At 28.9% G+C, this 21,330-nt stretch carries 14 protein-coding genes and 2 pseudogenes; 8 read left to right on the top strand and 8 right to left on the bottom strand.

Going from position 1 to position 21,330, the window contains the following annotated elements; genetic code table 11:
- Positions 1 to 8 precede the first annotated feature (8 nt).
- The 8 genes and pseudogenes from CXF68_RS15305 to CXF68_RS15265 all read left to right on the top strand — a co-directional run bounded on the left by CXF68_RS15305 (position 9) and on the right by CXF68_RS15265 (position 14,269).
- On the top strand, positions 9 to 6,329 hold the full coding sequence (locus CXF68_RS15305) for a fibronectin type III domain-containing protein (protein ID WP_101045992.1): 6,321 nt from the start codon (positions 9 to 11) through the stop codon (positions 6,327 to 6,329).
- 10 nt (positions 6,330 to 6,339) lie between these two features.
- Entirely contained in the window at positions 6,340 to 7,131 is a 792-nt protein-coding gene (locus CXF68_RS15300; RefSeq protein ID WP_101045991.1) for a hypothetical protein, read from the top strand.
- Positions 7,132 to 7,466: 335 nt separating this feature from the next.
- Positions 7,467 to 8,006: pseudogene (locus CXF68_RS15290) on the top strand (transposase).
- 106 nt (positions 8,007 to 8,112) lie between these two features.
- Positions 8,113 to 8,304 (top strand): hypothetical protein, encoded by a 192-nt coding sequence (locus CXF68_RS15285; RefSeq protein ID WP_369800517.1) that lies wholly within the window; start codon positions 8,113 to 8,115, stop codon positions 8,302 to 8,304.
- 120 nt (positions 8,305 to 8,424) lie between these two features.
- Complete coding sequence (locus CXF68_RS15280; protein ID WP_101045990.1) at positions 8,425 to 9,792, top strand: hypothetical protein; 1,368 nt, start codon at positions 8,425 to 8,427, stop codon at positions 9,790 to 9,792.
- 302 nt (positions 9,793 to 10,094) lie between these two features.
- The gene (locus CXF68_RS15275) at positions 10,095 to 10,232 is read left to right on the top strand and encodes a hypothetical protein (protein ID WP_369800516.1); all 138 of its coding nucleotides are present in this window, start codon (positions 10,095 to 10,097) and stop codon (positions 10,230 to 10,232) included.
- Positions 10,233 to 10,404: 172 nt separating this feature from the next.
- On the top strand, positions 10,405 to 11,856 hold the full coding sequence (locus CXF68_RS15270) for a hypothetical protein (protein WP_101045989.1): 1,452 nt from the start codon (positions 10,405 to 10,407) through the stop codon (positions 11,854 to 11,856).
- Positions 11,857 to 11,890: 34 nt separating this feature from the next.
- Positions 11,891 to 14,269 carry a hypothetical protein gene (locus CXF68_RS15265; protein WP_101047557.1) on the top strand — a complete coding sequence of 793 codons (2,379 nt, stop codon included), beginning with the start codon at positions 11,891 to 11,893 and terminating at the stop codon, positions 14,267 to 14,269.
- A gap of 161 nt (positions 14,270 to 14,430) precedes the next feature.
- Here the strand turns inward: CXF68_RS15265 and CXF68_RS15260 are convergent.
- From CXF68_RS15260 to purB, 8 genes and pseudogenes are all read right to left on the bottom strand, one after another.
- Positions 14,431 to 14,873, bottom strand: a pseudogene (locus tag CXF68_RS15260) (transposase).
- Between the two features lie 11 nt (positions 14,874 to 14,884).
- The gene (locus CXF68_RS15255; protein WP_101045987.1) at positions 14,885 to 15,259 is read right to left on the bottom strand and encodes an IS3 family transposase; all 375 of its coding nucleotides are present in this window, start codon (positions 15,257 to 15,259) and stop codon (positions 14,885 to 14,887) included.
- 8 nt (positions 15,260 to 15,267) lie between these two features.
- Positions 15,268 to 15,789 (bottom strand): helix-turn-helix domain-containing protein, encoded by a 522-nt coding sequence (locus CXF68_RS15250; protein WP_101045986.1) that lies wholly within the window; start codon positions 15,787 to 15,789, stop codon positions 15,268 to 15,270.
- A gap of 76 nt (positions 15,790 to 15,865) precedes the next feature.
- Positions 15,866 to 16,426, bottom strand: a complete 561-nt coding sequence (locus CXF68_RS15245) for a type 1 periplasmic binding fold superfamily protein (RefSeq protein WP_101045985.1) — start codon at positions 16,424 to 16,426, stop codon at positions 15,866 to 15,868.
- Positions 16,427 to 16,438: 12 nt separating this feature from the next.
- Positions 16,439 to 18,847: a TonB-dependent receptor domain-containing protein gene (locus CXF68_RS15240; RefSeq protein WP_101045984.1), complete on the bottom strand. Its 2,409-nt coding sequence runs from the start codon at positions 18,845 to 18,847 to the stop codon at positions 16,439 to 16,441.
- Positions 18,848 to 18,886: 39 nt separating this feature from the next.
- The gene (locus CXF68_RS15235; RefSeq protein WP_101045983.1) at positions 18,887 to 19,204 is read right to left on the bottom strand and encodes a hypothetical protein; all 318 of its coding nucleotides are present in this window, start codon (positions 19,202 to 19,204) and stop codon (positions 18,887 to 18,889) included.
- 208 nt (positions 19,205 to 19,412) lie between these two features.
- Positions 19,413 to 19,829 carry a hypothetical protein gene (locus tag CXF68_RS15230; RefSeq protein ID WP_101045982.1) on the bottom strand — a complete coding sequence of 139 codons (417 nt, stop codon included), beginning with the start codon at positions 19,827 to 19,829 and terminating at the stop codon, positions 19,413 to 19,415.
- Positions 19,829 to 21,172 carry an adenylosuccinate lyase gene (gene purB / locus CXF68_RS15225; protein ID WP_101045981.1) on the bottom strand — a complete coding sequence of 448 codons (1,344 nt, stop codon included), beginning with the start codon at positions 21,170 to 21,172 and terminating at the stop codon, positions 19,829 to 19,831. Before purB ends, CXF68_RS15230 begins: the two co-directional genes overlap by 1 nt.
- Positions 21,173 to 21,330: the final 158 nt, after the last annotated feature.

The raw sequence follows: 21,330 nt of genomic DNA, 5'->3' as shown, positions 1-21,330 counted from the left end.
AAAAGTTTATGAAAACTAGCCCAAACTATAAAAACATACAACAAAGGTTGCTTTTAATTGTAAGTATTTTTTTAAATACGTTATTATTTGCCCAAACTTACCCTGTACAAATAAACCCGCAATTAATACCACCGTATAGTTTAAAAATATCAGATTACGCTACCACCACTAGCGAAAAACTATACCTTAATATCCTATTAACCGATATAAATGAAGTAGGGCGAAGAGTTCGACTTAAAATGTATATAGAAGGGCAAGGATTTGCTATTAGTACCCAAGAAGTAATTATGGGTGAAACCCCTATTTTTTTAAACGGAGGTATTAACACACGCTTATCTAATGTAGATTTACAAGCCTATTTTCAACTAAATAATTTAATAGGAATAACACCACAACAATTTAATAACCCATTACCAAATGGTGGTTATGATTTTTGTTTTGAGGTATATGATTATTTTACCAACCGTAAACTATCAGGTAAAAGCTGTACTACCGCTTATTTATTACAAAACGATCCGCCAATATTAAATTTACCTTTTAAAAATAATATTGTAACCGCAACCAATCCGCAAAATATATTATTTACTTGGACCCCAAGACATACCAATGCTAATAACGTACAATACGAGTACACATTAAAAGAATTATGGGATGTACAAAACCCACAAGCATCCTTTTTAGCATCTATTCCTTTTTACCAAACTACAACTTATAGCACTACTTTATTAGTGGGACCAGAAGCACCACAATTAATGTCTGGTAAAATATATGGTTGGCAAGTACGTGCATTTGTAAGCGATGGAATAAACGAAACATCGGTATTTAAAAACGATGGTAAAAGTGAAATTTTTTGGTTTAAATATTTAAAAGACTGTAGCGCACCTAGTTTTGTAATATCACAAGCGTTAACAGCCGAATCGGTACAAATTAACTGGCAAGCCTCAGCGCATATTCGTTACCGCATACAATACCGAAAAAAAGGATTTGGAGACGATGATTGGTTTGATGTAAACACCTATACCAATGAAGGGAAAATATTTAATTTAGAAGCAAATACTGTTTATGAATTTAGAGTAGGAGGTGAGTGCACCCAATTATCGGGATTTGCATATTCAAACATTCAAGAATTTACCACACCAACAACCGATGAAGCTGCCTATTATAACTGTGGACTTACACCAGAAATAAACATAACCAATAACGATCCCTTACCAAAATTAGGCATTAATGAAACCTTTACTGCAGGTGATTTTCCTGTAATAACAAGAAAAGTAACAGGTAGTAATGGTACATTTAGTGGTTGGGGATATATTACACTTCCTTTCTTAGAAAACATAAAAGAAATAATTGATGCTGTAAATATACTAACAGACGACGGTACAGAAGAAAAAAAAGGAAATATAAACATTGGTAAATATACCCGTATAAAAGTAACATTTAGTGGAATAAGCATAAATACAAGTTATGAATTAACAAAAGGACTTGTAAAAACAGACTATGACCCTGAATGGGGAGGTATACTAGATCTTGATGCTGTTATTGATGATGTTTTTGGTGATGATGGTGAAACTAACAGTTTTGATGCTTCAAATATTGATATTAAAACGGTTACTGTTAATGCAGACGGAGCTATTGTTATTACTGCAGAGAATGGAGAAACTCAAACAATAACTAGTGATAAGCCAGTTACAATTACTGATAAAAATGGAGATCAGTGGACTGTTAAGGAAGACGGTACAGTAACCAAAGGAAAAGTAGCTGAAGGAGGAGTACCTACAAAAAATAATACAGAAGGTATTTCAAGTGCTGGAAATGTAACAGAAATTAGCTCGAAAGATGTACGTGTAAAATTTATACCGTCGGGGTATTATAGTAATGATACTCATAATGAAAGTATAACCTCTAGTAAATATAAAAAACAGTATGAATTTATAAAAACACACGACGATAAAGAATATTCAGTTTTATATAAATTAGTAAGTGATGTAAGTAGTAATAAAACAGATGTAGTAAAAGCGGAAGTATCTTTTGCAAATGGTAAAACAAAAAAAGATATAGTTTTTAAAACAAAACAAGGAATTAAGATTGATAGTTCTTGGTCTGGTAACGTAGTTACTTTAAAATTAAAAAGAGAATTTGAATTTGCGAAAGATGAAATTATAGCTACTGTAAAACCAAAGGATTCTACTAAAAAACATACGGTTGCAGGTAAATTAAATATTTGGCATGCACAACAGCAAAGTATTAACTTAACGTTGGTATCTGTTAATAAAGCAAATACTGATGGGGTTAAAAAACGTATTAATGAAATTTATAATAAAGCTGGGGTAAATTTTAATATAACGACAGACGAATTAAAGTTAGGTTTAAAAAACTTAGATGTCGGAGATAGCGATATGATATCAAATTATACCCAAGGTCAAAAGAATATTATTAGTGCCTATAAAAATAAAGCCAAAAAAGAGCAGTATTATATATTCTTCTTGGATAAAGACGTAGAACTATCTAAAAAAAATGTGGAAGGTTTTATGCCATTAAAACGTCAGTTTGGTTTTGTATTTACTCAAAAAGATCCAGGGCGGGTAGCAGCACACGAAATTGGTCATGGTATTTTTGGTTTAAAGCATCCTTGGGATCAGTACAATACCAAAAAAGGAGAAAGTACCTATTTAATGGATAGCGGTACTAACGGTACCGATTTTACCCATATGGATTGGCAAAAACTCCACGCACCAGGTATTCAATTGTATATTTTTCAAGGTGATGAGGCTGGGGAGCTTAGTGGAAGAACTTTTTTAACGGCTGAATGGAAACCTTTTACTTTTAAAAATGAATCAAGTTTAGTTTCTCCATCAGGTTTGGAAAACATACCTAATGGAGCGATAAGAGGAATTAAGTATAAGAATGTTGTCTACAAATCAAAAGGTAATTCTTTTACTAGTGATTCAGGAAAAAAATTGGATGGTATTAGTTATAAAAATTTGTTAAAAGATGATTATGTTTATTTATTTAAGTATATAAAACCTTGTGATAACGAATTGTATAAAACTAAATGGAGTAATGCGATTGGTTTAAAAGGAGAAAAAAATATTGATTACACTTCTGATATCTTTGAAGCTAAGGTAGCTGTTAAATGTAAAGTGCCAGAAAAAAATAATGAATGTGATAAATTTACTGTATTAAAAGATGAGAATAAAGAGCACCAATCACGACTTAATTTTTATCAAAAGAAAATAGATGAAGCTCTAGAAAAAGCTTTATCTGGAATAAATAGTAGTAAAGGAACTGAAGAAAGAAATAAGGGAAATTTTAATCACATACAATTTGCAAATGTAAAAAATAGCTCAATTTTACAAGAATCTAAAAACTTTGATATTTTAGAGGATAAACTTCATTTACTAACGCATTATACTAAAGATACATACATGATTGTTACGCTATTAACAATAGATAACAATACAAGTATATCAAATGCTAAATTGAGTGAAATGGCTCAAATAAGTTTAAAGCATAAAGAAAGTTTAGTAAATGGTAAAAAAGTAATTAATGTAATAGTTTCTTCTGCTGATTATGAATCTATTTTTGGGGTAGGTTTATTTAATAAAGATGCTTGTTATAGTATTGGTTATCATCAAAATGACTCAAGTTTGATACAACCATCACAGATAAAGACTGGGAATACGCCATTTATGGATATTATAAGTTTTTATACAAATATAGAGAAGCCTTTAAATTTATATGCTACAGTAGTAAAGTCAAGTGGATCTTTTAGTTCTTTAGAAAAAAGATCACGTACGAATGTAAGAGGTTTTCCTTTAATAAATTCGTTAGCTACTTTAAAATCTCCTCATTTGAGAGATATTAAAATATTAAGAAAAGAAAGACCAGAAAAATTAGAAGAAGATGCTTCTATAACAGAAAGACTTAAGTATGAAAATGACTTTGTAAAGTGGAAGAAAAAATATGATGATTTATTAGAAAAAGCTGAAAGAGAAGATACTGAAGCTATAAAAGCAAATAATAAAGATTATTTTGCTCAAGTTACCGGAGCTATTGAGTTAAGAGAAGTATATATAACTAATAGTAGTTTTAAAAGTGGACTTCAAATGAGGTATGGAGCATTTCATTTTCATAAGGAAGAAACGTTTGATTTTGTTGTTAAGATAGCATATACATTTGGAGAATATGATAATTTAGATAGTAAAAAACATTTTTACGAAGGAGAAATAAATAGGAATGAAGTAATCTATGGTATGATAGATGCTGGTTCTCTTATTTTCGCTCCAATTGGAGGAGATACTCTATTTGATGTTGCAGGGTTATTATTTGCAGCTTATAATCAGGATGCAGGTCGTATGGGGGAGTATTCTGTAGGATTAGTATTGGTTGGGTATGCTCAATATGGTAAGGTGGCATATAAAAATTTTAAATTAATTAAGTCAAACATAAAAGGGTCTAATAAAATAAAGTATTCTTTAAAGAAAATTAATGATGCATTAGGTGAAGGTGAAAAATTTGTTACCAATGTAATTGGTCGAAATATTTTTGATACTCGAAATAGTATGAGAGCAGATAATTTTGTGTTTGGAGCTATTAAAGGTCTTGGAGATATTATAGCTAGTAATCATATGATTGTACTCGGTGGAGATTTAGCAAAAACTAAAGCTAGACTTGCTGCAATTGAAACTAAAACAAAAGATGGTTTTATTGATATTGTAATTCATGGAGCAGACAATAAATTAATTATTGATGGAAAGGAAATTAGTGATTATACAGAAATAACAAAATACCTTGATAAAGTACATCCAAGTAATAAAAAAGTTAGGTTACTTTCATGTACAAACCTTGAAGGAGCAAGAGATTTTACCAAAGCTTTAGGAGATGATTATATAGTACACGCTACAGATGGTTATGTTCGTGTACATAATGATGGTTTAATAACAACTGTTCCAAGAGAAATAGGAGGAGATACAAAGTGGTATCAATTAACTGAAGGGAAGGATGAAGTTCTAACAATTAATGGGCCGAGAGGACCTGATGGTGTTTCTGATGCTAAATATTTAGATGATTTTATAGAACTTTCAGCAAGGTCTGCAGATGAAATTAATTGGGCAAAACTACAGGAACTTAATCCTAAATTAGCTAGTAAAGTTGAAAGTGAATTTTCTGATAGTAATGATAGGGCAAAATTTGTAGAAGATTTATTACATAGAACAACCATAAAAAAACCTAAAACACTACAAAAAGAATTACTTTTTAAGAATTTAGATAATATTACAGAGGCACATATGGATGCCTGGATAATATTACGAAAGGCTAACCCAGATATAGTTAAAAACTTCTCTAATTTAGAAGGTTTTTCTAATATATTAAATCGTTTTAATAAGTTAGAAACTGAAAAGCAAAAAGAATTTTTAAAAGTATTAGGTGTAACTGATGCAAATAAAATACAAAGTGTTGCTCAGAAAGAATTATTGGGAAGCAGTATTAGTAAACTAAAAGAAGAGCATATAGATGCTTGGTTAAAGTTGAGAGAGTATCCTGAAGTAAATGCACAATATAAGTTTGATGATATAGCTTCGTTATCTAGAAAAGAGGCTTCGCTTGAAAGTATAGTTCTTAAATATGGAGAAAGAGGTGGAAGCTTAGAAAGTTTTTTATTAAAATTTAATTATAAGAATGCGGCTTATGCAGCAAAATGGGCTGGTAAAGTGAGTGCTTATAATTTAAATGCTCTTAAAAAATTAACTGGAACTCAATATGAATTTATGAAAAAAGCATATACTTTTGAGGTTATCGTAGATGGTGAAAAAATAATTTATTCAGTTAAAGGTAACGATTGGAAAGCTTTCTTTAAAGAATTAGAAGACTCTGGTCATTTTAATGGTTTTCAATCCCATCACGTATTTGTAGTAGAAACATTAAAAGCATCGGAAGGTTATAGAAAATGGTATGATAAAATAGGGCATACTGTTATGGATATAAATGGAAAACACCACGATGGGTTATTAAATCTTATTATGTTAGAAGGCTATACCAAACCTACAGGAATTATAGCTGCAAGAGGTGTACATGCAAATCATAAAAAATATAATAGAGCTTTAATAGAATTTTTTAATAAAAGATGGAAAAAGCATTTAGAAGATGTAGGAGGAGATATAGGTGATGCCATAGATTTATTTGACGATGAAGTTTTAAAAGTTCAAGAAGGTATGCAAAAATTATTACTAGAAAAATCTGTTATCGGTTATAAAGATGCATCAGGAAAATGGATACGAACAAAAGTAGATGACTTGATAACAGTAGAAAAATTAGAATTAATGTTATAAAAATATAAATATGAAGTTTTTTGAATTTTCACCAAATACTTTTCAATGGAATATAAACATTAATCAAGAAGATTATGGAAAGGTTATAGCTCCTATGAACGATAATGAATGGGTAGCTAAAGAAAGTTTACCAATAAAAATGAGATTGATAGATGCTTATGAAGACATTGATTTATGGCAGGGGGAAACCCCTTTTGTAGATGCATTAGGTTGGTATACTAATATTACAACAGCAGATATTGAACCTAATAAGGGAGTTAATCTAGTAATTAGTAAAAAAGTTAAAGAAATTTTAGAAAAGTACAGCTTACCAGAACATCGTTTTTATCCTACAGCTATTTATTGTAAAGAACTTAAAGAAACAAACGGAGATTATTATTTATTTCATATTGTAGTTGAAAATGCTAGAATAGGTGATGATATTATAGATTATTCTAAATGTACTTTTGTGGAAATAACTCAAAATTCAGAAAGAAAAAATATACCTATAAAGATTCATTCTGAGGGTTCTATATTATCAAAAACATATTTATTAGATATAAAACGTGGAGATATAGAACTTTTAGGATCATATAAAAAGAAACGAGGGAATAAAGAAATAACAAGGTTAAATAAATTAGAATTTAAAAACAAAGTATACAAATACGATTATGATGTACTGTGGGGGTTATCAGGAGTATTATATATAAGTGAAGAAATAAAAAAAGAACTAGAAGCTGTTGGCATTACTAATGGGCATTTTTATGAAATGTCAGAAAATATGATACGCCCATTTGAATATGAACAGATGAAAAACAGTTAAACGCTTTACAAAACCTGATAGCGCGGATTTGCAATCCGTGCCCCGCTAGCGCGAGTATCCTGCTCGTGACGGCATGAGTAAGAAAAGTAAAAGGAGTAATAAACAATGAGTAGAAAGTATAAATTTCATAACGAATCAGCAGCATACTTTATAAGTTTTGCAACGGTTTATTGGTTAGATATTTTTACTAGGCAGGCTTATTTTTCTGTATTAGAGGAAAGTATAGATTACCCGATAGCGCGGATTTGCAATCCGTGCCGATAAAGAGTAAGCAATACGTATTAATTTAAAATAAAAACAACAGGTAATTTAGAATAGTAATGCTATAATAATAAATGTCAAGAAAATATAAAGCAACAGATATCACACAAGCTTATTTCATGTGGATTGGATAGATATTTTTACACGTTTAAACAAAAGTATGTGATAATAGATGCTTTAAAATATTGTCAACAAAATAAAGGATTAGAAATTTATGCATATTGTTTAATGCACAGTCATTTACATTTATAGTGTAAAGCTGTAGGAGAGCTTACGTTATCAGAAATAATGCGCGATTTTAAAAAGTTTACGAGCAAAAAAATAATAAAAACAATAAAGGAAGAACCTGAAAGCAGGCGAGAATGGTTATTAGCTTATTTTAGTAAGAGTTGTGAGCATTTAAAAAGAAAACAACAATATAAAGTTTGGCAAGATGGGTATCATGCTGAAACAGTTTATAGTAATAGTTTATAAAAGAGAAGTTAAATTACATACATCAAAATCCTGTAAAAGAGAAGATAGTAAGTAATGCTGAGGGTTATTATTTTAGTTCAGCTCGAAATTATGCTGATTTAGATAATGATTTAGAAGTATATATGATTTTTATAGATTAATAAAATAGTATGCACGGATTGCAAATCCGCGCGATCGGGTAGAAATAAGAACTATCAATTTTGGCAATATGGTAATCATGCAGAAGAAGTTTATTCTAATAAATTTATGTGGTCTAAGTTAGATTATATTTATTTAAACCCAGTACGAGCAGGAATTGTAGAAAAAGCATCACACTATATATATTCAAGTGCCAGTAATTATGTGAAAAATAAAGGTTTAGTGACTATAGAGATTGTAGATAATCCAGTTATTGATGTTTTAAAAAATACGTCAATAACAAAACAGAATCAGTATTAAAATATGAATTTAGCTAAGAAAATATATAAAGAATTAGGTGGCTCAAAGTCAGGAGACTTTGCGTAGCGGGGAGTAAAAGTAAGAGATTCTAAAAAATGTTATACTAGATAAATGAAATCAATGAAAAATAAAATAATGCGTGTAGTTATATATGAAGTTCTTTCACAAAAAAAAACTTTGAGAATGTTATTTTCATTAATAATCTATAGTTCTTGTTTGAATGCTCAAACTATTAAATATCATGTGTCCGCAACAAATTTTGGTAAATTTTCAAACGAAGGAGCTTGTCAAGCTCCATTTCCTATTCCAGGCCCAGGATCAGAGATAAGAATATCCGATTTTTCAAATAATATATTAGCAAATAATACAGGTAATTATGAATTTAATGTACCATTAAAAAAATATTTTGTTGCTCTTGGTTCATGTAGAAGAGATATTGATCCTTTTCTTGGAGTTGCTACTTTATTGACATATGAATTTAATGTTCCAAGCGGAATTGATTCATTTTATGAAGTGAAAAGGTATTCTGGTGGAAGTCTTTCAGGGGAACTTTTAGGAAGCCTTTTTTATGAAAAAGTAGATACTAATATTTTAAATGAAATTAATTGTAGAGGATTAAGTCTTAATGTCATACCAGATGTAAAACCATCTGATGTTTTAGAATGGCAATATTCATTTGAAGGAAACTTACAAACCATAGCAAGTTCACAAAGTAAGTTATCGGTGAATATTGATTTTAATAATTTTTCAGTTAATTTTTCTGAAAAGATAGGTAAAACTATTTTTTTTAGATATAAATTATTAGGAAATGTCTTTTCTCCCCTTAAAGCATATACTATTGTTGCATGTTCACCAGAATTAATAAAGCCAGTAATAACAAACCCAATAACCTGTGGTTATTCTAGAGATGGAGAATTTACCTTAAATTTTAAAAGAGATTTAAATGATAATGAAACTTTGGTTATTACATTATACGACTCAGATGATGAAAGTGTATTATTTAACCAAGAATTTATAGATACTTTAATAAATAATGGAGATGGTACTTTTGGCTATACTTGGCAAGCATTATTAGATGCAGGTAATTATAAGGTAAAGTTTCAAACGCATAACGATAATAATGGAATAGATACTGATGATGCCTCTTGGGACAGTCTAGAATTTTCTGATTCATTTACTATTAGTAAACCAGATAAAGTTTCATTTTCAATAACTAATATCTCCGACAAAACCTGTTTTAATACAAACGATGGTTATATAGATGTAAATGCTACAGGGGAATCGGATAGAACTTTTTTATATCAATTAACAAAAGAACAGGTTGTACAATTTTATAACGGTACAAATTGGGTTGATTACTCGGGTACTAAGGCAAATGATGAAACATGGTTTCCATTTATAAGTAAAAACAATACAAAAATAGGTAATTTAGCCAAAGGAAATTATAGGGTAAAAGTAAAAGATTCAAAAGGTTGTTTTGCTAGGTAAAAAAAAAGAAAGAAATGTACATTTTTAATGATTAAAATGAAGAAGAAAAAGCTACTTAAATTAGTAGTGTTTATAATAATTTGTACACAGAGTGTTGTTAGTCAGCAATTAGATTTTGCGACTATATCATGCCGAAACAGTTTATAATAATCGTTTTATAAAAGAGAAGTTAAACTACATATATCTAAATCTCGTAAAAGAGAAGATAGTAAGCAAAGCAATCAATTATTATTTTTAGTTAAGCTCTTAATCATAATGATTTAGAAGTATGTATGATTTTTATAGATTAATAAAAAGTGCGCATGGATTGCAAATCCGCGCCATCGGGAATACATCAAAACCCTGTAAAAGAGAAGATAGTAAGTAATTCTGAGGATTATTATTTTAGTTCAGCTCGCAATTATAATGATTTAGAAGTATGTATGGTTTTTATAGATTAATAAAATAGTATGCATGGATTGCAAATCCGCGCCATCGAGTATTTAGTTAAGGAAATCTATAATGAGTTATTTGACTCAAATTTGAAAGACTTTGCGTAGCAAAATAGCGAAAAAGGAATAAGAAGTTTAAGTGAATTAAATAAGAAAGTTAAAAGAGGTTAAGTTTAAGTAAATGAAAAAAATATTATTACTAATACTATTATTTTATAGTTTTTTAGGTTTTGGACAAGAATATGGTGTGTGGTTTAGCACTTTAATAAATAATTCTAGATATGAATCATTTAATATCAGAAATGTTAATGAGTTTACCATAAAATATTTAAGGCAAGGTAGAGGTGAAGAAGCAATTATTGGAGGAAGGGTTAGAAGAGGTGAAAGTTATAATGTATCAGAAGTAGTTAAAGTTGAGAGTGAGCGTATGCCTGTACAAATAAAAATATTCAGATATGAATATAATTCAAGTACAGAGATATGTCGTTATGATTCTGGTAGTAACGGTAGTATTCCAGAACTTAAAAAGTACCAGTATTATGGGGCGTACCAAAAAAGTAGATATCTTTGTGACGGTATTGAAATAATAAGGTCACGTTCGAAGGAAAAAAAAAGCACTTGTTTTGGAATAATGTTACCTTATTATACGCAACCAGATGATAATTTAAGAAGTAGAAAAGATTTACTTTTTAAAACTCAAGAGAATATTTTTTTGGATGCTATTGTACAAGTACCTGAAATAGTATGGGAATATAACTATGATAATAAAGGTTTTAAACATTTTCCTGAAAGTATAAAACATAATTTCCCTATGAAATCTACTGTGGGAGAAATCTTAATTAAGGAAAATATTCAGGTAGGAAAACCTCTGAAAATAAAAGTAAGAACGGACAAATCAAATCTGTTTAGTAAAGTAGTGTCTATAGGGGGTAAAGAAATTATACGTTTTTTTCCAGAGCTATCTTTAGGCATCATGAGTTTTAATATACTTGCAGCTTCTCCAGAACTAAGTAGTATAAAACCAGTTAAAACAACATGCAATTATTCAATAAATGGAGGTTTTACATTAAATTTAAAAAGAGATTTATATACTAGTGAAAAAGAAACCTTAGTAATGACTCTATATTATGATAATAATGTATTGATTAACCAAGAGTTTACTAGTAGTAAATTAACTGATAATAAAGATGGTACATTTGGGTATACATGGAAAAAACTATTAGATGCAGGTAATTATAAGGTTAAATTTCAGACACACAAAAAAAAAGAAGGTATTGATAAAGATGATCCATCTTGGTCTAGTTTAATTCCAGCAGATTTTGTGATTACTAAAGCAAACAAAGTGAAATTTTCAATAACCAATACTTCAGATGAAACATGCTTTGAGAAAAATAATGGATATATAAATATTAAAGCAGAAGGGGAAGGAGAAAGAACTTTTTTATATCAATTAACAAAAGAACAGGTTGTACAGTTTTATAACGGTACAAGTTGGGTTGATTATTCAGGTACTAAAGTAGATGAGAAAACATGGTTTCCATTTATAAGTAAAAACAATACAAAAATTGGTAATTTAGCCAAAGGAAATTACAGGGTAAAAGTAAAAGATTCAAAAAGTTGTTTTGCTAGATAAAGTTAAAGAAAAAGAAAGAAAAAGTACATTTTTAATGATTAAAATTAAGAGGGAAAAGCTACTTAAATTAGTAGTGTTTATAATAATTTTTACGCAGAGTGTTGTTAGTCAGCAATTAGATTTTGCTACTATAGGTAGAGGTAAACCTTTTAAAGTAAGCGGTAATATAGCCGCAAATTCGGTTTTTTATTCATCAAATCAGAATGTAGCAAGAGCACCTTTTACTTATTTTTTACAAGGAAGTTTAAATTTTAACGTGTATGAGTTTTCGATACCCGTTAGTTATAGTTTTTCTAATCAAGGAGACGATTTAGATTATCAACTGCCATTCAGTTTTAATCGTTTAAGTTTACACCCTAAATATAAATGGGTGCAAGCGCATGTAGGTGATGTAAGTATGACTTTTTCTCCATATACACTAGCAGGACATCAATTTACAGGTGGAGGAGTAGATTTAACACCAAAAGGAGCTCTTACTTTTTCAGCAATGTATGGTCGTTTATTAAAAGCAACAGAAGATAGTGATGATGCTAGAACGCAACCTGCTTTTAAACGTATGGGATACGGAGCCAAAGTAGGTTTTAAAAAGGAAAAATATACTATAGAATTTATAGGTTTTTATGCAAAAGATAAAATAAACTCACTTAGCGTAATTCCTGAAGAAAAAAAAGTATTGCCCAAAGAAAACTTGGTATTAAGTATGTCTGGTTCGGTACTTATTATGGAAGGATTAAGGTTTAAAGGAGAATATGCCTCAACAGCTATTACAAAAGATTTAAGAGCACAAAAGGTAAATAACAGTAGCGGAATTGCAGGGATTATTTTTGATAATAGAGCATCAACAGAACATTATAAAGCATTTAAAACAGCAATTGAATACAGTTTTGATAAATTTAGATTTGGTGTTGGTTATGAACGAATAGACCCAGGATATCAAACATTAGGAGCTTATTTTTTCAATAATGATTTTGAAAACATTACACTAAACGGAAATACGTCAGTATTTAATAATAAAGTAAATATATCTTTTAATATAGGATATCAAAGAGATGATTTAGCAAACCAAAAAGAAACAAATACGAACAGAACAGTAGGTAGTATAAATGCAAGCTATGCGTTAAATAAAAAAATAAATATAACAGGAAGTTACTCTAATTTTTCAACATTTACGAATAATAAATTAGACCAGTTTGATGTAATAAACGATGATAATTTATTAGACAATGAGCAAGAGCGTTTTAATTATAAACAATTATCGCAAAATGCCAATGTTAGTCTTAGCTATATACTTGAAAACAGTAAAAACAGGCGACAGAATTTAAATACTAATTATTCATTGGCAGTAGTTGCAAATGCAGAAAATGGTATTGTACGATTGGGGAACGGATCTACATTTCATAATTTTAATACCTCTTATACATTAGGATTACCTCAAAAGAAGATGAATATTACTTCGGCTTTAAATACGACGTATAATACAATAGGAAAGGAAAATGCGTATACATGGGGCCCAACGTTAGCAATCAATAAAAAGTTTCTAAAAGATAAATTAAACGCTACTTTTAGTAGTTCATACAATCAGAACAATAGTAAAATAAACAAAACGAGTGCGGCGAACTTGCGCGCAAATGCAAATTATATTTATAAAGAAAAACATAACTTTAATATAAATGCAATACAGTTGTTTAGAATGAATGCGCTTAAAAATACGCAAGATTTAACAGTAACGTTAGGTTATAATTATGCATTTGATTTATCAGCAAAAAATAAAATTCGTAAAACTAAAAACAGTCAATTTAGTTTTAGATATAGAGCCTATGAGTTTAAAGGAGGATTAAGTGAAATTACATCTGAAATTATAGCTATAGCCAAACAGAAAAAATTCGAAGAAATTAAAGAGATTAAAACGATTAAAGAAAATTTAGAAAAAGCAAAACAAGAAATGCTTGATGCTGAATTAAAGTCTAAAACTAAATACAAAAGTAAAGCAATAGCGTATTTAGATGTAATTCATAAAAACCAAGAGTTTTTAGATACATATTATAGTTTAGTATTTAAAGGATTAAAAAAATTATATAGAGATGCTTCAAAAATAGAACATATTATAAAACAAAAATATACTAAGGCGCTTACTGTTTATAATAATTCAACAAAAAAAGAAGATGTAAGAATGAAAAGATTTTTACAAAAAAGAAAGGAAGCTTATTTCGCAAACAAGTTTACATTAGAGAAATTAAAAGGTATAGAAGCTGTAAACATAAAAGAAGCCAATGGAATTATATATAATTTTAAGCAAAAACATTTAGGAGCAATTTTTAAAATGTTAGAAGAAGGGAAAACAAATATTGAAGTAGCCATTTATATTGAAATTATATTTGCCAAAACATATCATAAAGAAAGTTTGCAGAAGTAGTTTTTATAACTATAATTAAAAACTATTTCTAACTAGTTATTTTATTAGAAGAACTAAATTATTAAGAGTTTAATATTTAGTTATTATTTGTAAGTAGAACTTTGTTGCATAAAAAAACTTCCCAATTTAGAGTGCTCCCAAAAGTTTAGACAAATTTATAATTAATTTTGATAATGATGAGTTAGATATTTTATCGGACTCATTTTGTTTAAATTAGATTTTATTCTTTCGTTATTATAATTATATACTCACTAATTTCTTTTTTTAATTGTTCAATTGACTTGTATTTTTTCAGATAGAATAATTCTGATTTTAGTATTCCAAAGAAATTTTCAATAATTGCATTATCTAAACAATTTCCTTTTCTTGACATACTTTGTTTAATTCCTTTTTCTTTTAATAAATATTGATATTGTTTCATTTGATATTGCCAACCTTGATTAGTGTGTAATATTAAGTTCGTATTATCTGGTATTTTTTTAAAAGCTTTTTTCAACATCATAACTACTTGCATAAACACTGGTCTTTCAATTAGTTCATAGCTTATTATTTCTTGATTAAATAAATCAATTATAAGTGATAAATAGCGTTTCTTACCTAACACATTAAATTCGGTTATATCTGTTGCTCATTTTTACTAGGAGCATCTGCTTTAAATTTCCGTTCTAATATATTAGGTGCTATTTTTCCAAAATTGCCTTTATAGGATTTATATTTTTTTACTCTTATAAGGTTTTTTAACCCTAATGATTTCATCAACCTTAAAACAGTTTTATGAATAATAATAATCCCATTATTGTTCAACTGATCAGTAATGCATCTATACTCATAACGCCCTTTGTGTTTGTGATAAATAGTTATTATTAACTCTTTTATTACTTTGTACTTATCAGTTGACTTGTTTTGTTTCTGATGATAATAAAAACTACATCTAGCTATATTTGTGTGTGTTAAAAGTAATTCTAAATAATACTTATGCCTTAATTCCATAATAACTTTTACTTTCTTGCTTTTTTTTCTGCTTGAATTAAGGCATGAAACTTTTTTAGTAAATCGTTCTCACATCGTAAAGATTCTATCTTTTGCAACAACTCTTCTTCCCTTGTTAAAGGTTTAGTTGATTTGTGTTTTTTTCGTTTAAAATTAGCCATAGATTTAGGTCTGCCTTTTTTAGCTTTAGGTTGTAACCCTTCAAAACCAAAGTTAGCAAAACTTCTTTTCCATTTAACAATCACACCAGGGTCTGGAATATTGAATTTAAAACAAGCATCTCTTAACGATAAAAATTCTTTATCGATTGACTGTAAAACTTCTAACTTGAAAGTTGCTGAATAGCTCCTGTTATTCCTAGGTAATAATCCTTTTTCTCCTTGGACTTTGTAAAAACCAACCCATTTACGAATGTTAGATTGATTTAGACCTTTTTGTTTAGAAACAGCTGCTGCTGAATAGTGTGATTCTAAAACTAATTTTACACATTCAAGTTTAAATGCATAATCATACTTGACTTTTCTGCCCATAAAAATACCCCCAAATAGTGTCTAACTTTTTGGGGGCAGTGTAATTTGGGGAGTTTTTTATTATAAAATATAGTAATTATTGTACAGTAATAGGAAAACTAACTTGTATATCAGTTTCTCCACCAGCATTAGTAATATCTCCTTCTTTTACACCAGTAGCGCTTTTAGAAGGCTCATGTCTTAAAGTTACAACATAACTACCAGTACCAGCATCACTTGTAGTTACAGTAAAATTAATACCTACAGGGTTTCCGTTAGCGTCATTATTACCAGCATAGGCAAATGTACTTGATACAATGTTTGCACTATAAAAAAATTGATGTTCATCAGCCTCTTCAGCAACTTCTGTAGTAATATTTTCAGCAGGAGTTTCTAATTCATTTAATAATGTAATAACTCCACTATAGGTTTTGTTTGCAACTAATATACCTCCTGTAATAACTGGAGCATTTGGCCCTTCACCATCAGCATCTTTACTTTGTATAGTTACTTTATCGCCACCTCCGTTAGGTGTTAACTCAATAGTCATTGTTGTAATAACCTCTTCTTCATGTACTGGTACAGGAGTGTCATCAGAACAAGAAGTAATTGTTAATGTAGAAATAAATAATATAGCTAATAATTTAATAAATTTCATAATATGTGTTTTTTAATAATTAATTTTTAATTGAATTTTAAAATTTCTCCCTAAATCATCTGCAAAATATCGTAATCTGTTTAAATAATTTCTATAATTTTTGTTTAGTAGATTGTCTATTGAAAAATTTAAATTAAAATTTGTTTTAGACATTTTAAAATCAAACCCTGTAGAAAAGTTAAATAAGTGATATGCTGATGGAGGAGTGCTAATGTCAACAACTTCAAAACTGTTTGAAAGCGGTAAATAAGCTTCAAAATTATTGTTTGGATAGCTGTTTTGTTTAGCATTGTATTCGCTTTCTAACGAAGCATAAAAATTTCTCCAGTTTTCTTTTTTGAAAATTAGAGACGTTACTGTTTTAAAAGGAGGTATGTCAATCAAGGGTCTATTACTTGATAAATCTTTACCTTTTAAAAGAGAACTTTTGTTTGTTAATGCAAAATTATCATTTATTTGAAACTTTATATTGGTATCAATACCTAATAACTGAGCGTTAACTTGTTTATAGGACCAAACAGGAAAAGCACCTCTATTTGTTGTTTCTTGACCAGTTGGTTCTATATAAATAAAGTTTTTAATGTGATTATAAAAGCCTTCAATTGTTAAATTAAGTCTAGCGTTAGCATACTTATATGAAGCAGAAAATCTATTAGAAACTTCTGTTTGCATGCGTAAATCACCTAATTCTATTCTAGCAGCCGAATGATGTAAACCATCACTAAACAATTCAGAAGGGTTAGGTGCTCTATTTGCTAAACCATAATTAACGATAAATAAATTGTTGCTATCAAAATTATAAGTTGCGCCTAAAGATGTAGAAATATTATGATACGTAAACTTAGGATTTGTTAAAATTTGAGATCCAGATACATTAGGATCTATAACGATGTCATTAAAATCATCTTGATAATTTAAAGAATTCCATCTACTTTGTAGATAAAACTTTTTTGCATCAATATGTTCTAAATCATATCTAATTCCAGCTGTTAAAATTACATCATCAAATTTAAAATTAGCAATAGCGTAAGTTCCAAAACTAAATTTTTCGTAATCTGGTATTAACCTTCTAACTTCAGTAACAGGATCAGGAAAATTATTTTGATATAATCCACTAATTCCAAACTTATAAACATGATTTGGATCTGAATCTAGATTAAAATCAGCTTTAAAGTTGTGGGTAGTTAAATCTAAATCAACCGCTTGTAAATTTTTTCTATCTCCAATTCGTCTATCAAATTCTAATCGATTATTTATCTGAAAATCATATTGTAATGATAGCTTACCAAACCCTTTAAATCGCTTGTAATAAGATGCTTTTAATAAATGATGTGTTACATCTTGTTTTGGGTTATTAATAGTATAGCTAAAATCATCAATAATCAATGGTTTAGGGCTTTTAATTGCGGCAACTAAATCGGCAATATTACCAAAATGCGATGCTCTTAAAATTCCCGTTTCATTAGTTAAGTAACTATAAAAAAGTTCAAAACCATTTTCAAATTGTTTTTTACCCACACTAAAGGTAAAGGCTTTTGAATTAACTCCTGTATTAGTTAAACTGTAATTTGCAGTCTCAAAATCACCAGCTCTTTTATAAGATGCTTGACCATTAATAAACCAACCACTTTTATAACTTTTATTTAAGTTTGTAGTTACAGAGAATAAACGACCATTAGTTTGCTGAGAAATGATACTTTTTCCATACAAAGTATCTTTGTCGATGCTACTTTTAATAGGATTGATAATAACAACTCCACCAATAGCATCTCCACCATATTGTAATGCGTTTGCACCTTTAATAACTGAAATAGTTTTAGCAGCGTTAACATCTACATTTGGTGCATGTTCAATTCCCCATTCTTGATCTTGAAGTCTCACATTATTAAAAGAAACGAGCACTCTACTACCATGTAAACCGTTAATTACAGGTTTAACAATACTGTTACCAGTATTGATAGATGAAACTCCTGAGATATTTTTTAAAGCATCACCTAAAGAAGCTCCACTAAACTTATCTAATGTTTTTGTTTTAATTAAAGTTTCTTGAGCCGTTTTAGTTTTTAAACCTATAGCTCCTTTAACATTAACTTCGTTTAGTTCTTCTTCATGGTGCTCTAAATCAATAACCTTGTAAACATCATTACTGATGTTTAATTCAAGAATTTGAGGTTCACAAGCAATGTGAGAAATTTCGACTATAATTTTACCTGAACACAGATTTGGTAACGAAAATTTTCCTTCAAAATTAGTAGTAGTGTATTTGTTTTGCTTTTTAATAAAAACAGTAGCACCAACTATTGGAGATTTATCATGAAAATCTTCTATTAAACCAGAAAATGTATTCTTACAGTTTTGACTAGCAACAATTGATGACAACAACAAGAGTACACAAGTAAAAACAATATTTTTTGATTTCATTTGAGTTTATAATTATATAATTAAATAATAAAAATTTAATTACAAACTAGGTGGACCTCGTGAATATTTTCGTGAAAAGAATGCCGAATTTAATTGTTGTGGTTTTACTACAGATTTATCTAAATACTTAACAGTAAGTATTAAATCGTAATTATTACCTAAATAGCAATTAAAAAGTTTTAATTGTAAATGTAAATCACCACAATCATTTTCTAATTCATGTAAGTGATGATCAGTTTTAGAAGTACAAGTAATGTGTTCGTGATCTTCAAAAAAATCATGAGAAGCTCTTACTATGGTTGGTGTTAACAACGTAAGTATAAATATAAGGGCTATATGTTTTTTGAAATCATACATGAATGAAGTTGCAAATGTATAAAAAATAAGACCTATTAATAATTATTAATAGGTCTTATTTAAAAAAGAAATATAAAAGGTTTGTTAATAAAAGGCATTTTTAGAATAACTACACACTTTTAAGTCAAGTCTTTTATACAGAGTATATAGTATCGTTACTAATATTAAATTGATATTAGCAACTATATTGTACGTATACTTTGCTCTCTTATTTGATTTTATATACAGTTCCTTTTTGCTTAAAGTTCGAATAACCAATCCTTGCAGTAAAACTAAAAGAACTATCAGTAACCTTTGTTATTTGAACAAATATAGGATCTTTATCTAAGTCTGTTTTCGGGCTTTTCATTCGCAATGAATAAGCGAAGTTATTTTTCCATTTAATAAACAGCGTATCTGTATGTTTTATTTCTTTCTCAGAAACTAAACTATCAGTAGAAATATTTACTTTTTTAGTATATGTTTCTATTTGTAAACTGTCTTTTCTTATGATTGTAGTTTTACCATATCCGTTTCCTGCAGGAATTTCAAAAGTACCGTATACAAAACGTTTAGGATCTCCTTTCTTCTTAGGAGTACATGAAAACATGATAGAAAGCACTAAAAAAGTAAGTAAATATCTCATTAAATTCCTGTATAGTTTGCTGGTGTTATTGCTTTTAATTCATTTTTAATTTCAGAAGAAACTTCTAAAGTATCAATAAAATTAGCAATAGATTTTTGGTTTATTTTTTCATTAGTACGCGTTAACCCTTTTAAAGCCTCGTAAGGATTAGGATAAGCTTCACGACGTAATATTGTTTGAATAGCTTCAGCTACTACAGCCCAGTTATTTTCTAAATCTTCAGCAAATTTAGCTTCATTTAATAATAACTTATTCAACCCTTTTAAAGTAGATGAAAAAGCAATTAAAGTATGACCAAAAGGAACACCTACATTACGTAAAACTGTACTATCTGTTAAATCACGTTGTAATCTTGAAATTGGTAATTTTGCTGATAAATGCTCAAAAATAGCATTTGCTAAACCTAAGTTACCTTCAGAGTTTTCAAAATCAATAGGATTTACTTTATGTGGCATCGCTGAAGAACCAACTTCACCTTCTTTAATTTTTTGCTTAAAATAATCATTAGAAACGTATGTCCAAACATCACGATCTAAATCAATTAAAATATTATTTACACGCTTTAAACCATCATATAAAGCAGCCATATGATCGTAGTGCTCTATTTGAGTAGTTGGAAAAGAGTGGTGTAAACCTAAAATATCTTCAACAAAATGAGTTCCAAAATTTTTCCAATCAATATCTTTATACGCAACTTTATGTGCATTAAAATTACCTGTTGCTCCTCCAAATTTAGCAGCATGAGGTGTGTGTTGTATGTGTATTGCTTGATTGTTAATACGTTCTACAAAAACAAAAAATTCTTTACCTAAACGAGTAGGAGAAGCAGGTTGTCCATGTGTACGTGCTAACATTGGTATATGATCCCATTCTTCAGCTAAATCAGCTAATTTAGAAACCAAAGTATCTAAAGCAGGATAATATACCTCGTCCATTGCATCTTTAATAGACAATGGAATAGCAGTATTGTTAATATCCTGAGACGTTAACCCGAAGTGGATAAACTCTTTGTATTGCTGTAAATTGAGCTTATCAAACTCTTCTTTAATAAAATATTCAACCGCTTTTACATCATGATTTGTAACGGCTTCAATATCTTTTATTTTTTGAGCATTTTCAGTAGAAAAGTCTTCATATATTTTACGTAAATCAGCATATAATTCTTTGTTAAAATCAGCTAATTGAGGTAAAGGAATTTCACATAAAGCAATAAAGTATTCAATTTCAACTTTAACTCTATATTTTATTAATGCTTCTTCAGAAAAATAGTTTGCTAAATTTGCTATTTTATTACGGTATCTACCATCAATAGGAGAGATGGCGTTTAATTCTGTTAAGTTCATATTTTGTTGTTGTGTTGTATTTGGCAAAAATAGAAAAACCTATGCTTTTATAAGTTATTAATAATAGGAAATTTTTAGGGCAAACTTTTCATTTTAAGAATTTAAGTATTCCTTTTTTTAAAGCCTGTTAAAATAAAGCAACAATTATTTTATATCAT

Origin of the sequence: Tenacibaculum sp. Bg11-29 (genome assembly GCF_002836595.1) — a bacterium.
Taxonomy (GTDB): Bacteria; Bacteroidota; Bacteroidia; order Flavobacteriales; family Flavobacteriaceae; genus Polaribacter.
Note: the sequence above shows the minus strand (reverse complement) of the source record. Positions and strands in the feature narration are given on the sequence as shown.

Excerpts from the sequence above, each read along its gene's own strand:
- CXF68_RS15275 (WP_369800516.1), top strand. The coding sequence starts at position 10,095 with ATGGATTGCAAATCCGCGCCATCGGGAATACATCAAAACCCTGTAAAA.
- CXF68_RS15300 (WP_101045991.1), top strand. The coding sequence starts at position 6,340 with ATGAAGTTTTTTGAATTTTCACCAAATACTTTTCAATGGAATATAAAC.
- CXF68_RS15255 (WP_101045987.1), bottom strand. The coding sequence starts at position 15,259 with ATGGAATTAAGGCATAAGTATTATTTAGAATTACTTTTAACACACACA.
- CXF68_RS15250 (WP_101045986.1), bottom strand. The coding sequence starts at position 15,789 with ATGGGCAGAAAAGTCAAGTATGATTATGCATTTAAACTTGAATGTGTA.
- CXF68_RS15245 (WP_101045985.1), bottom strand. The coding sequence starts at position 16,426 with ATGAAATTTATTAAATTATTAGCTATATTATTTATTTCTACATTAACA.
- CXF68_RS15240 (WP_101045984.1), bottom strand. The coding sequence starts at position 18,847 with ATGAAATCAAAAAATATTGTTTTTACTTGTGTACTCTTGTTGTTGTCA.
- CXF68_RS15285 (WP_369800517.1), top strand. The coding sequence starts at position 8,113 with ATGTGGTCTAAGTTAGATTATATTTATTTAAACCCAGTACGAGCAGGA.
- CXF68_RS15305 (WP_101045992.1), top strand. The coding sequence starts at position 9 with ATGAAAACTAGCCCAAACTATAAAAACATACAACAAAGGTTGCTTTTA.
- purB (WP_101045981.1), bottom strand. The coding sequence starts at position 21,172 with ATGAACTTAACAGAATTAAACGCCATCTCTCCTATTGATGGTAGATAC.
- CXF68_RS15235 (WP_101045983.1), bottom strand. The coding sequence starts at position 19,204 with ATGTATGATTTCAAAAAACATATAGCCCTTATATTTATACTTACGTTG.
- CXF68_RS15270 (WP_101045989.1), top strand. The coding sequence starts at position 10,405 with ATGAAAAAAATATTATTACTAATACTATTATTTTATAGTTTTTTAGGT.
- CXF68_RS15230 (WP_101045982.1), bottom strand. The coding sequence starts at position 19,829 with ATGAGATATTTACTTACTTTTTTAGTGCTTTCTATCATGTTTTCATGT.
- CXF68_RS15265 (WP_101047557.1), top strand. The coding sequence starts at position 11,891 with ATGATTAAAATTAAGAGGGAAAAGCTACTTAAATTAGTAGTGTTTATA.
- CXF68_RS15280 (WP_101045990.1), top strand. The coding sequence starts at position 8,425 with ATGAAAAATAAAATAATGCGTGTAGTTATATATGAAGTTCTTTCACAA.